This window comes from Paenibacillus sp. S-38, from assembly GCF_049942825.1.
Lineage (GTDB): Bacteria > Bacillota > Bacilli > Paenibacillales > NBRC-103111 > Paenibacillus_G.
This window is the reverse complement of record NZ_CP187970.1, coordinates 1,077,806-1,089,843: the sequence shown is the minus strand read 5'-3', so window position 1 is coordinate 1,089,843 and position 12,038 is coordinate 1,077,806. Positions and strand designations below refer to the sequence as shown.

General features: G+C 59.7%; 15 protein-coding genes. 4 read left to right on the top strand and 11 right to left on the bottom strand.

All coding sequences use genetic code 11. The annotated features are described in order from the left end of the window. The first annotated feature begins 3 nt into the window (after positions 1-3). Together ACP26L_RS05075 and ACP26L_RS05070 are read left to right on the top strand one after the other, a co-directional pair. Positions 4-1,185, top strand: a complete 1,182-nt coding sequence (locus ACP26L_RS05075) for a hypothetical protein (RefSeq protein WP_426451485.1) — start codon at positions 4-6, stop codon at positions 1,183-1,185. Next, entirely contained in the window at positions 1,148-1,633 is a 486-nt protein-coding gene (locus ACP26L_RS05070; RefSeq protein WP_426451484.1) for a hypothetical protein, read from the top strand. Before ACP26L_RS05075 ends, ACP26L_RS05070 begins: the two co-directional genes overlap by 38 nt. On the opposite strand, the gene ACP26L_RS05065 is transcribed toward ACP26L_RS05070, so the two are convergent. From ACP26L_RS05065 to gatC, 4 genes are all read right to left on the bottom strand, one after another. Then, a complete protein-coding gene (locus ACP26L_RS05065) occupies positions 1,608-2,054 on the bottom strand; it encodes a GNAT family N-acetyltransferase (RefSeq protein WP_426451483.1) in 447 nt (148 codons plus the stop codon). The genes ACP26L_RS05070 and ACP26L_RS05065 overlap by 26 nt on opposite strands. 168 nt (positions 2,055-2,222) lie before the next feature. After that, positions 2,223-3,674, bottom strand: a complete 1,452-nt coding sequence (gene gatB / locus ACP26L_RS05060; RefSeq protein ID WP_426451482.1) for an Asp-tRNA(Asn)/Glu-tRNA(Gln) amidotransferase subunit GatB — start codon at positions 3,672-3,674, stop codon at positions 2,223-2,225. A gap of 18 nt (positions 3,675-3,692) precedes the next feature. Continuing rightward, positions 3,693-5,147: an Asp-tRNA(Asn)/Glu-tRNA(Gln) amidotransferase subunit GatA gene (gatA, locus tag ACP26L_RS05055; RefSeq protein WP_426451481.1), complete on the bottom strand. Its 1,455-nt coding sequence runs from the start codon at positions 5,145-5,147 to the stop codon at positions 3,693-3,695. A gap of 30 nt (positions 5,148-5,177) precedes the next feature. Beyond that, positions 5,178-5,465 (bottom strand): Asp-tRNA(Asn)/Glu-tRNA(Gln) amidotransferase subunit GatC, encoded by a 288-nt coding sequence (gene gatC / locus ACP26L_RS05050; RefSeq protein ID WP_426451480.1) that lies wholly within the window; start codon positions 5,463-5,465, stop codon positions 5,178-5,180. Positions 5,466-5,643: 178 nt separating this feature from the next. Between gatC and ACP26L_RS05045 the strand changes: the two genes are divergently transcribed. Next, positions 5,644-6,696 carry an EAL domain-containing protein gene (locus ACP26L_RS05045; protein ID WP_426451479.1) on the top strand — a complete coding sequence of 351 codons (1,053 nt, stop codon included), beginning with the start codon at positions 5,644-5,646 and terminating at the stop codon, positions 6,694-6,696. A 212-nt stretch (positions 6,697-6,908) separates the two neighbouring features. On the opposite strand, the gene ACP26L_RS05040 is transcribed toward ACP26L_RS05045, so the two are convergent. Next, on the bottom strand, positions 6,909-7,283 hold the full coding sequence (locus ACP26L_RS05040) for an ATPase (protein WP_426451478.1): 375 nt from the start codon (positions 7,281-7,283) through the stop codon (positions 6,909-6,911). Positions 7,284-7,480: 197 nt separating this feature from the next. After that, positions 7,481-8,356: a LysR family transcriptional regulator gene (locus ACP26L_RS05035; protein ID WP_426451477.1), complete on the bottom strand. Its 876-nt coding sequence runs from the start codon at positions 8,354-8,356 to the stop codon at positions 7,481-7,483. A 208-nt stretch (positions 8,357-8,564) separates the two neighbouring features. On the opposite strand from ACP26L_RS05035, the gene ACP26L_RS05030 reads away from it, so the two are divergent. Beyond that, positions 8,565-9,107 carry a YfiT family bacillithiol transferase gene (locus ACP26L_RS05030; protein WP_426451476.1) on the top strand — a complete coding sequence of 181 codons (543 nt, stop codon included), beginning with the start codon at positions 8,565-8,567 and terminating at the stop codon, positions 9,105-9,107. A 65-nt stretch (positions 9,108-9,172) separates the two neighbouring features. On the opposite strand, the gene ACP26L_RS05025 is transcribed toward ACP26L_RS05030, so the two are convergent. From ACP26L_RS05025 to ACP26L_RS05005, 5 genes are all read right to left on the bottom strand, one after another. Then, on the bottom strand, positions 9,173-10,354 hold the full coding sequence (locus ACP26L_RS05025) for a M24 family metallopeptidase (RefSeq protein ID WP_426451475.1): 1,182 nt from the start codon (positions 10,352-10,354) through the stop codon (positions 9,173-9,175). A 230-nt stretch (positions 10,355-10,584) separates the two neighbouring features. Continuing rightward, positions 10,585-11,157 carry a hypothetical protein gene (locus ACP26L_RS05020; RefSeq protein WP_426451474.1) on the bottom strand — a complete coding sequence of 191 codons (573 nt, stop codon included), beginning with the start codon at positions 11,155-11,157 and terminating at the stop codon, positions 10,585-10,587. Further along, the gene (locus tag ACP26L_RS05015; protein WP_426451473.1) at positions 11,150-11,680 is read right to left on the bottom strand and encodes a hypothetical protein; all 531 of its coding nucleotides are present in this window, start codon (positions 11,678-11,680) and stop codon (positions 11,150-11,152) included. The genes ACP26L_RS05020 and ACP26L_RS05015 overlap by 8 nt, the downstream gene beginning before the upstream one ends. Further along, positions 11,667-11,828 (bottom strand): hypothetical protein, encoded by a 162-nt coding sequence (locus ACP26L_RS05010; protein ID WP_426451472.1) that lies wholly within the window; start codon positions 11,826-11,828, stop codon positions 11,667-11,669. Before ACP26L_RS05010 ends, ACP26L_RS05015 begins: the two co-directional genes overlap by 14 nt. 7 nt (positions 11,829-11,835) lie before the next feature. Next, positions 11,836-12,012 carry a hypothetical protein gene (locus tag ACP26L_RS05005; RefSeq protein WP_426451471.1) on the bottom strand — a complete coding sequence of 59 codons (177 nt, stop codon included), beginning with the start codon at positions 12,010-12,012 and terminating at the stop codon, positions 11,836-11,838. Between the last annotated feature and the right edge of the window lie 26 nt (positions 12,013-12,038).

The window sequence follows — 12,038 nt, the reverse complement described above, 5'->3', positions numbered from 1 at the left end:
CTCATGACGTTCGGAACAACGGTTCAGCAGAGAAGACGGCAGGTACTGCGGCAAGCCGCGGAAAGCGCCTTGGCACTTCCTCTGCTCCACAGCGGATTGTGGTTTCACTCCGATCTGCGCGACAACTTTTATTTTGCGACACATTTATTCGCCTATGCAGCGGACGGTGCGCAGTCCTGGGAGCCATCCCGCCGCAGCAGAGGCCTGCAGCTCGCAGCCGGCGTGTTAGAGAGGGTGCTGCTCCTTCAGGACCGCGACCCCTCCAGCGAAACGTACGGTCACTGGCCGCTGAACCTGGGAGACACCCCCGCCGCAGCAAGGCCTCATCCGCTTCCTGTCGAGCTGATGGGCTGTCTGCTCCTTTTATTCTATGACCGGTACCGCTCCAGACTTCCTGAAGATTTGGCAAACATGATGAGCGCCTCTGTCGAGCACTTGTACCGGAGCCCGGTCTACAGGCATGGACTTCATGCCTTGAACCACCATGAAGTGAAGCATACGGCACAGAAGCTCCTGCTCGGCGAAAGGTTCTCGGACTCGTCCCTCCTGCAGGAAGGCAAAGCGTGCGCCCGGCACCTCCTGGAGCACCTGGGGCGCTTCGGATTCAAAGAGTACGGCAGCCTTCCCTGGCACTGGCACTGGATCCAGGCCTTTACGTGCGTCTGGGAGCTTGCGGAGGACCCGGAAGCAAAGCATCTGGCCGCGCAGCTGCTTGAGAGGCTCTGGATCCTCCGAGCCGAAGCCTATGTGCCCGGAGCTTGGGCCGGCGCCCGTTCGAGAGTCTGGCCGCACGACGCCCCGAAAGATACGAACACGGCTCATGATTATATTCAATTCGGTGATTTCTCCGCTCCCCTGGCCTTCCCCAGGCTGGAAGGGGCTGCTCTGTTCACTTACGAGGTATCGGAGGCGGTACGGCAGCAAGCGGCTGTCCTGGAGCCGCATGAGATCCGGCGCCGGATCGGGTTCGCCGGTGCGGACGGAACTCCTGAAGCATGGGCGCACACGTACCTGTACCGCTCATCAGAATTTGCCATCGGCGGGATCAGTGAACCAGCTCTACTTCTTCCACCCCGGCGCGGGATACCGGGAGGGGGACGACCGTCACGCCAGCCCGTATGGGGAAGTCCTCTTCCACCGCGGCACGGTGATTCAGCTGTGGTCGCTCCCCGGCGGCAGCTCTGATGGGGCGGCGGATTTCCTCGCAGGCTGCCTGCCTAAGGAAGAATGGCATCTCACGCCTCGCGGCGGTACGGCCAGGCTGGAGTGCGGCATCTTCGTCTCCTTCAGCCTGCTGCACGAGTACACCGTGAACGAGAAGGCCGACCGTCTCTCCCTGTCCTCTCCCTTGGCAGACGGAGCCGGGGGAGTGGTTCTGGAGGTCCTGTCCGCCCGGGAAGCCGTCCTGCTCGACATTCAGACAGGGGCCGAATGGGCGGCGTTTGTGGAGAAGAAAGACGGCTCCCCTGTGTGGGAGAAGTCCCGCCCGGGCTCGCTCTCGGTAGGTTATACGGCCAAAGACGGCAGCCGGCTGTTCCTCGAACTGGAGGAAGGCCGGCTGAAGAATCGCAGCATTGACGGCTGCACGCCCGATCTGGAGGCTTATGTTATTTCTGAAACTGCGTCAAAGTAACACCGGGTGCGACGACATGGACCTTGTCGGGCACATAGCCATGCTTCTCGTAGAGCTTAACCGCCGGCTCGTTCTTCGTCCCGGTGGCGACGCGAATAGGCATGCCTGGCGGAGCGAACGACTCCATATGCTGAAGAAGCCGGGAGGCGATCCCCCGCCGGAAAAAATCGGGATGAACCATCATGCGGCAGATGAAGAATTCTTTGCGGCACTGTTTGCAGGCTCCGGCCCCAACGAGCCGGTCACCTTCATAGTATCCGAAAAAGGACTCTCCGGAGTCCTTGAGCGTGGAAGGGGAATCAAGCAGCGGCGGGGCCTCCTGCATGCCCATCAGTTCCGCTTCGAGGCGATAGGCCGTCTGCTGGAGCTCCAGCAGCGGAAGCACCTCCGACATCTTATTTAGGTCGATGTTACGCAACATCCCGAAGCCTCCGATCCTTCAGCGCGAAACGAGCGTCTGCGAATGGTTTTGTCAGAGAATCGAGCACTGGCGATATATAGTCTATGATTTTCAAAAAAGTGGTATCCCTGACCGGACAAAGGCTTGCGCCCCTCTCCAGCGGGTATACCACTTCTTCAAATGTTATGATTATGCTCCGTTCAGCTTCTCCAGAATCAGCTTATTGAGCATGCCCGGATTGGCCTTGCCTTTGGTTTCCTTCATGGCCTGTCCGACCAGGAAGCCGACCGCCTTCTCCTTGCCCGCCTTGTAATCGGCTACCGACTGCGGGTTGTTCGCAATGATCGTATCGACGATAGCCGCAATGGCGCCTTCGTCGCTGATCTGCACAAGCCCCTGCTCTTCTACGATCACTTGAGGAGCCTTGCCCGACTCCAGCATCGCTTTGAACACGGTCTTGGCGATCTTGCTCGAGATCGTGCCCTTCTCGATCAAGCCGATCATCTCGCCGAGGCCCTTGCCCGTGATCTTCACGTCTTCGAGCTCCAGCCCGTTCGCATTCAGATAACCGAGCAGCTCGCCCATAATCCAGTTCGACACCGCTTTGGCGTCCTGCGTGTACTTCAGGCTCTCCTCGAAGAAGTCCGCCAGCTTCATCTGCGAGGTAATGACCTCGGCATCGTAGCTCGGCAGGCTGTACTCGCTGACATAGCGCTTTTTGCGGGCATCCGGCAGCTCCGGAATCGAAGCGCGCACGCGCTCCTTCCACTCATCGCTGATGTGCAACGCCACGAGGTCCGGATCCGGGAAGTAGCGGTAATCATGCGCCTGTTCCTTGCCGCGCATGCTGAGCGTCTTGCCCTGGGCTTCGTCCCAGCGGCGCGTCTCCTGCACCACTTCGCCGCCGCTCTCCAGCAGATCGGCCTGGCGCCACTCTTCATACTCCAGACCGCGCTGAACGCCGCGGAACGAGTTCATGTTCTTGAGCTCGGCCTTCGTGCCGAACTTCTCCTGCCCGTAAGGCCGCAGGGAGATGTTCGCGTCGCAGCGAAGCGAGCCCTCTTCCATCTTCACGTCGGACACATCACAGTACTGCATGATCGCACGGATTTTCTCGAGATAAGCGCGGGCTTCCTCCGGCGAACGCAGATCCGGCTCCGAGACGATCTCGATAAGCGGCGTGCCGACGCGGTTGAAATCGACGAGTGACGCATAGCCGCCGTCCACGTGCGTCAGCTTGCCGGCGTCTTCTTCGAGGTGAACGCGGGTAATGCCGATACGCTTCGTCTCGCCGTTCACTTCGATATCGATCCAGCCGTGCTCACCGACCGGCTTGTCATACTGGGAGATCTGGTAAGCCTTCGGGGAGTCCGGGTAAAAATAATTTTTGCGGTCAAACTTGCTCTCCGTCGCCACCTGGCAGTTCAGCGCCATGGACGCCTTCATCGCGTACTCTACCGCCTGCTTGTTCAGGACGGGCAGCACGCCCGGGTGACCGAGACAGACGGGACACGTATGCGTGTTCGCCGGAGCCCCGAATGCGGTGGAGCAGCCGCAGAAAATTTTGGACTGGGTATGCAGTTCGACGTGCACCTCAAGTCCGATGACCGTTTCATACTTCTTGTCGGTTGCTGCTGTCACGTAGGTTGCTCCTTTCGGTTACAGCGCCGGGCGCTGCTTGTGGAAGTCGGTGTTCTGCTCGAACGCGTGGGCCACACGGAGAACCGTGGGCTCGTCCAGCGCTTTGCCGATGATCTGCAATCCGACCGGCAGGCCGTCTGCAAAGCCGCATGGCACCGATATCGCCGGTACGCCGGCCAGATTCACCGGAATCGTCAGAATATCGTTGAGGTACATCGTCAGCGGATCGTCCACCTGGGAGCCGAGCTTGAACGCCGCCGTCGGAGCCGTCGGTCCAATGACTACGTCGTACTTCTCGAACACCTGGTCGAAGTCGCGTTTGATCAGCGTGCGCACCTTCTGCGCCTTAAGGTAGTAAGCATCATAGTAGCCGGAGGACAGCGCGTAAGTGCCGAGCATGATCCGGCGCTTGACTTCATCGCCGAAGCCTTCGCTCCGGGACTTCGTGTACATATCGATGAGGTTCTTCGGGTTCTCCGCACGCACGCCGTAGCGCACCCCGTCGAAACGGGCCAGGTTCGAAGAAGCCTCCGATGAAGCGAGCAGATAATAAGTCGCTACAGCGTATTCGGAATGAGGCAGAGAGACTTCCTCGACAACGGCACCGAGGCCTTCGAGTACTTTGAGCGCCGAAAGCACGGCATCCTTCACCTTCGGATCGATGCCTTCGCCAAGGTATTCCTTCGGCACGGCTACACGCAGACCCGACACATCACCCGTCAGGGCGCTCACGTAATCCGGAATCTCCGTATTCAGCGAGGTGGAATCCTGCGGATCGTGACCTGCGATCGCCTGCAGCAGATAGGCGCTGTCTTCGACGTTCTTGGTCAGCGGACCGATCTGGTCCAGCGAGGACGCGAACGCCACGAGACCGAAGCGCGAAACAAGGCCGTAAGTCGGCTTCATGCCGACAATGCCGCAGTAAGCCGCCGGCTGGCGGATGGAGCCGCCCGTATCGGAGCCGAGCGAGAAGAACACTTCGCCCGCCGCCACCGCCGCGGCCGAACCGCCGCTTGAGCCGCCCGGCACATACTCGGCGTTCCACGGGTTCGTGGTCGGGTGGAAGCTCGAGTTCTCATTCGAGCCGCCCATCGCGAACTCGTCCATGTTCAGCTTGCCCACCGATACCGCATCGGCGGCCTTCAGCTTGCGGACTACCGTCGCGTCGTAGATCGGGTTGTAGTTCTTCAGAAATTGGCTGGCACATGTCGTCGTAACGCCTTCGGTGACAATATTGTCCTTGATGCCGATCGGCAGCCCGAAGAGCAGCCCCCGGGTCCCGCCCGAAGCCTGTCCGTCCAGCGCCTTAGCCGCCGCGCGGGCATTCTCCTCATCCAGTGTAAGGAACGCGCGCACCTGGCCATCCACCGCGGCGATCCGCTTATAGGACTCGTCCACCAGGTCCGAGACCGTGATTTCCTTGGCATGAAGCTTGTTATGTATTTCCTGCAGACGTAATGTTAACAAAGACAAGCGGACATCCTCCCTTCCCTGACTCTTCCTTTATTCGAGCACCGCCGGCACTTTGATCTGGCCGTCTTCTTCATCCGGTGCATTCAGCAGCACTTTCTCGATCGGCAGCGAATCCCGCCGTTCATCCTCCCGCAGGACATTCACCAGCGGCATGGCATGGCTGGTCGGCTCCACGCCGTCCGTATCCAGTTCATTCAGCTGCTCGGCGTACTTCAGAATCGCGTTGAGCTGCTCGGTGAAGCGCTCCTTCTCTTCCTCCGACAGCGCAAGCCTCGCCAGACCCGCAACATGTTCGACATCCTTGATGGTGACACTCATGGTCTGCACCTCACTCTCTTCCAAATCATTCTTATCATTATAGCCCAGATGCACAGGGAAACTCAATGACCGTTCCTGGCTCAGGAAAGGATTGCAGGTAACAAACGAAGGGCGCCGCTCCGATAAAAAACAGATAAAAGCACCAAGCGCAGATCCCTTGGTAAAGGAGAGATCAACTATGGAATGCTCCGCATGCAGCCGGGTTACGCCGATCGAAGATCGGGGCATCGTCACGGTCAGGTCGGCCGATCCCGCCGTACAGCATAGAATCAATGGACAGGCAGGAACCGGAAGCGCCTCCTCCCCGGGCAGCTTCCGCTACAATTCCCAGGAGGAGCTGCTCGGCAGGCTGCATGAGCTGCAGCGCATCTTCTCGGCTGAGGAGCGGGATGAGGTGCAGCTTACCATTGCCGGACTGGGCGGTAAAAGCGAAAGCAGACCCTCCGCCGTATCTCTGAACCACTTTTTTGCCCGGCTGGAGAATCACAGCCTCGTTCAGCTCATCATGAAAGCGGAATTCACAAGCCACATGCAGCCGATCGTAGATATGGAGACGGGCAGCATCTTCGCGTACGAATTCCTGCTCCGCGCGGCGGAAGACGGCCCCTCCTTCCAACCGTATCAGCTGTTCCAGACCGCCCAGGCGACGGGACTGCATTCGTTCCTGGACCGCGCGGCGCGCATCTCCGCCATCGAGGTGAGCGCCCGGCATCTATCTCCCGGAACGAAGCGGTTCGTCAATTTCCTCCCTTCCTCGATCTACAACCCGAATTACTGCCTGAGCCACACGTTCGCGGCCATCGACCGCTGCTCGCTGGATCCGGCGGATTTTGTGTTTGAGGTGGTGGAGACCGAACGCATTGAAGATATCGCGCACCTGCGCAGCATCTTCCAGGTGTACCGTGAGCATGGGATGAAGGTGGCGCTCGACGATGTCGGCTCCGGCTTCTCCACCCTCGAAGTCCTGACCGCCCTGCAGCCGGACTTCGTCAAGATCGACCGCGGCCTCGTGGACCGCTGCGACCAGGACGAAGGGAAGCAGGAGCGCATCCGCGAAATTCTGAAGCGGGCCGCCTCCTTCGGCGCTTCCGTACTGGCCGAAGGCATGGAACGCCGCGAGGAATGGGAGTACTGCCGCAGCGCCGGCATCCGCCTGGCCCAAGGCTACCTGCTCGGCAAGCCGGCAGCGGCGCCCCTTGGAGATGGAGCCCGCCCGGCTTCATGGCTGTGACGCCGAACCGTCAAGGCATGACAAAACCCTCTAGCCCCTAGGCAGCACAGCTGACCAGGGGCAGAGGGTTTTTGTTCATCGTGAATCCCGTTAACCGGGGGGGATGAGGCAAGGCAGCTCCCCCTGCCGAAACGGCAGCATGGCAGCATCCAAAAGAAAAACCGGCTTCGCGCATTCCCGCTAAGGACTGCCCGCCGCCGGTTATTTATGTGTTAAATCCAGGCTTTCAAACCGATTTGTTTGATGAAATCTTCATTTGACTGTACGTCCTTGACCGGCTCTTCGACGATCTCGCCGTCCCCGTTCATGATGCGGCGGAACAGCTCCTCATTCTTGGTCGCCAGGGCGAAATCAATGAGAGATTCGCGCTCAAGACGGTCCACTTCCTGCTGTACAAGCACTTCTTCCATCTCCACATCGGATGCCGGAACAAACACATGCTTATTCAGCTTCGGGATGCGAATGACATAATCAAATACGTTGTCTGCATTGCGTTCATAAGCGATGACATACCCATACTCACCGATCGGCAGATGCTGCTCAAAGCTGTCTCCGACGATATAAACCTTTTGTCCCAAACGCAGCATGGACGTTCCCCCTCCTGGTTCAACCGGCCCTTGCTTCTGATTCATGAATGATATCTTGTATATAAATCATAGAGTATCCGATAGGAAATGCCCATGAATCTTGCCTGCAATGGTGGTAGAGCTTCATTATGATTCTACTTATATTATCATTATTTGGGAGGATAGGCAATGATAGAAACCGCCTTATTCCGACAAGACTACGTGGAGGATAATAGTCCTATAAACGACTGCAGGGAAGCGGAAATCCATTTCTTCGGATGATGGATCAGCAACGTGTAAAAAGGCGGCCCCGACAGCCGGAACGAAAGGGCGGCCAGCTTGCCCGAAGCCAGCTCCTCCCTGACGGCGATGGCCGGCAGAAGCCCCACCCCAAGCCCGTGGACCAGACACTGCTTAATGGCTTCGACACTTCCGAGCTCGTATGCAAAGAGGTACGGCACGCCCTCCCCTCGCAGCTCCCGCTCCAGAGCGGACCGGTACGTACAGCTTTCTTCCGTTACGATCATCGGATGGCCGCCCAGCGCCTGAACGGTCAAAGGTTCGGCCGAGCCGGCGAGCGGATGGTCCGGGGCGGCCAGCAGCACGAGCTCTTCCTCCCGCAGCTGCAGGCAGACGAAATCTCCGCCCGTATAAGCCCGGTCCAGCATCAGGCCGACATCGCATTCGCCTTCGCGGACCCGGGTGATGATCTCCGCCTCCGAGCCCGGCTGGAGCACGACCTGCACGCCCGGGTACAGCTTCCGGAAGCGCTGGAGCAGCGGGGGCAGGAAGAAGGCGGCGAGCGTTTCGATCGTGCCGATCACGATCCTTCCCGACGCCTGGGCGGAGACCGCCGCCTTCGCCTCCTCGTGCAGCTGCAGCATCTCCCGCGCATACTTCAGCAGCTCTTCCCCGGCCTGCGTCAAGCGGATGCCGCGCCCGAAGCGTTCGAACAGCGCCGCGCCGTATTCCCGCTCCAGCTTCTGGATCTGTGCCGTTACGCTGGACTGTACATAGCCCAGCTCTTCGGCCGCCTTCGTGAAGCTCCGCAGCCTCGCCACCAGACTGAAGGTGTGAAGATAAGTAAGATCCATGAGTCATTCTCCTTCGCCAAATCAACGCCAGCCGTGCACGCCTCTATGTATCGATAATATCGATTGGATGCATCGAAAACAATAGCTAACTTCGATGCCATGATCATGGTATCGTTGTAACTAACCGGCGGCACCCGAAGCGTGTCCCTTCCGCTTCCCGAAGAGCGGCTGCCGTCCCCATTCCAATACTAAAAGGCGGGATCCCCTTATGACTGACTCCCAGATATCCAGATCGTTTCCTATCGGCACCTTCACTCCACCGGCTGAGTCCGATCCGGCCCAGATCCGTGCATGGATCGACGAGATCGAAAGGCTTCCCTCCGAGCTGCGTGCAGCGTTGTCCGGTGCGGACGAGAAGCTGCTGAATACCCCCTACCGCGAAGGCGGCTGGACCGTCCGGCAGGTGGTGCATCACCTGGCCGACAGCCATATGAACTCCTATATCCGCTTCAAGCTCGCGCTGACCGAGGAGGAGCCGACGATCAAGCCGTACCGCGAAGACCGCTGGGCGGAGCTCGACGACACGCTGGACGCTCCCGTGGAGCTGTCCCTGGTGCTGCTGGAGCAGCTGCATGCCCGCTGGACCCTGCTGCTGCGCAGCCTGACCGGCGAACAGCTCGCCCGCACGTTCCGCCACCCCGAGAGCGGCATCGTCCCCCTCTTCGCCAACATCGGCATCTACGCTTGGCACGGCCGGCACCATCTGGCGCACATCCGCCTGGTTACCGGTACCCCGCAGTCAGCAAGCTGAGAGTGCTTCGGCTTAGTCTAAACCGCTCAGTAAGCCGAAGGAGGACCCTATAGAACTTCCTCCGCCTACAAACGCAGCAGTCCTTCCCGGGACACCGTCAGCTTCTCAAAGCCGTCCGGCGTGATGGCGTAGGAATTCTCAATACCGACGACTCCCCGCTGCGGAAAAGTGAACTTGGGCTCGACCGCAATGACCATGCCCGGCTCCAGACCGTACTTGAAGCCGCGTGCCAGAACGGGGAGCTCGTCGATCTCAAGTCCGATGCCATGGCCAAGGAACTTGACCTGATCGCCGCCGAAGCCCATGTAATGCTCGGCCAGGCCGGCTTCCTTCGCCCACTGGAGCGACTGGGTATACAGCTTGTCGCAGGCCGTTCCCGGCCGCAGCATCCCCTCCGTGCGGCGGAGAATGTCCTCGGACACCGCATAGGCGCGCTCCAGGTCCTCGGATAGCTCCCCGATCACGGCCGTACGGGTCTGGTCGATCACATACCCGTCCACGCAGCAGCCGATGTCGATCAGGATGGGTTCCCCCGCTCCGATCGGCCGGCGGCTGGCGCTCTGCGGGCTCGCCGGGCTGAGACCGCGGCCGCCGGCGGGCCCGTCGAAGTAAGTCGGCTCAGCCGCCGCCTCACCGGCACCGAGCATGCCCGTAATAATCTCCTGGTTATACCCCCTCACCCTCATTAAGCCGAGATGCCCCCGGCGGCGGATAAAGTGCTCCACCCCGCTCATCACCTCTACCTCGGTCATCCCTGCCTGCAACCGGGCGAGCGCATCTTCGAGCGCCTCGTCGATCAACTTGGCCGCTTCACGGATGCGGCCAAGCTCGTAAGGGGACTTGATCATCCGAAGCTCACGGATCAGCAGCGAGCCATCCGCCCATTCGGCATGGGGCAGCAGCTCCTGAAGCCGGTGGAACTGCTGCACGGGAAGTACGTCATATTCCGCGGCAAGCCGAATCCTCACCGCCGGCCCGAGGGCCGGAAAAGCCTCCGTGATCTGCTGTCCCAACGAACGGAACGAGCCGAGGGCTTCCACAGGCACCGCCGACTCCGCCTGCGCCCGGAGCACACTGCGGCGCACAAAAAAACGAGGCTCCCCTGCTGCGGGCACAAGAAGATAGCCCGTCTGCATGGAGCCCGTCAAATAGTACAAATCCACATTCTGCGTGACGACAAAGGCATCCAAGCCTTCCGCCACCAGCTTCTGCTGCAGCCGTTCGATACGCATCCCATATTCGCTCATGTCACATGCCTCCGTCAGCGGTAATATAAAATCAGTTACCTTTTACCTTACGCGCTGAAGAGGCAGATTGCAAAGGCTTCTCCGCCTCTGCCCGGAGAATCGCAGGGAAAGCCGGCAGGGGCGTCCCTTCGTACCGCGAAGCTTTCAGCGCCCGAAGGCGTCGCATGACAACGGCCTCCCCAAATAAATATACTGAGCTTGTGAAAAGAGCGTGGAAGAGCACCGGATCGTTACCGCATCCGGACACTGGCCACAGAGGAAATCAGCGAAGGCTCGCTCCTCCCCCTGCCAAGCAGCGGTCTATGGATCTCCAGCACGGCCACGACGGAGGGGCCATATACGGTTACCTCCACATTTCTGGTTGTCCGATCGGCCCCGCCTTCATGAATCGTGACGGAACGGCGCAACACATAGGGATAGGTCGGACTGGTCACGAATTCGAGCAAATGCACTACCGGAGCCTCCTGCAGCATGCTGCCCGCCTCGGGCCGCAGCTCCTCGTCCAGCTTCAGGTTCAGGCGCAGGAACCGGTAAAATGAATCGGTCCCCGCCGTTTCGTCCCACACCAGCCTTCCGTGTGCCGCTTCCCCTTCGTTTATCGACAAGGAGGCGGCATGAGCGGCGTGGTTCAGGACGGATTTGGTTTTGGCAAGCGGGCCTGTCTGCATCAGCCAGTTGAACACCGTCACCCAGAGCAGAACGGCGAACGCAATGCCGAAGAAGCCCAGCAGCAGAATATGGACGCCGCCGTCCTCTTGTGCGAGGGTACGGCGGAGTCCGCCCGGTTCCTCTCTGCTACTCATAAGCTTCGCTTCTTCCGTAGAGTACGATGTAATAGAAGCCCTCGGCTTTCTGGGCGCTCCCCTGGCCTCCGATCGCCCTCAGCATACGGGAGAGATTGGGAGCGGGGTATTTGACCGCGAGCTTCACGGTAGGGTCCGCATCGTCGCGCAGCACCTTGCTTTCCGTACTGCCGGCATAGGAAGGGTATCCCGTACCGTTGACCGTAACACCGCCCATACCCAGTGCAGCCAGCCGGTCGTTCAGCCTCGAAGCAATCTCCGGGGAAACATAGCCGACTGCCTCGGCTTCCTTCAGCGCATGACTGACCGCCGTGTTCATGTGAGCCCCCTTTATCGAATAGACGAATACAGGCACGATCGCGAATACCAAAAACAGCAGCAGGGGAAGCAGGAGAATCGTCACGAGCAGGTTGGAGACGCCCCGTTCCTCTTTGGCGAGGGGAGCAAACCTCTGAAACCAACCCGAGATAAAAGGCCGGTCTCCCCCGAAAATACACGATACCGGACTGCTAATTCGTAACATAATCAAAACCCCGGAGGGTGCCGGTGACACTCTCATGACCGTCCCGGATCTCTTCCGTCAATCCGCCTCCGCCCTGCGGCCGGAAGATGTACGTGCAGATGCCGAAGATCAGCACCACCGTCAGACACAGCGTGATCAGCTTGCCCATGGCGCGCTTACGGTGCCGTTGCGGTTACCGTACCGCTCGTCTGGTTGACCGTTGCGGTCGAGATGCTTGTATTCAGGTTGCCTGCCTTCGAGCCTACAGCCGGGCCTACCTTCGAGCCGGCCAGGAACATCGCGGCGCCTCCGAGCAGTACTGTCATCAAACAAGCAATTACCAATTTTCCCATGATGTGATTCGATCCCTTCGTGTATG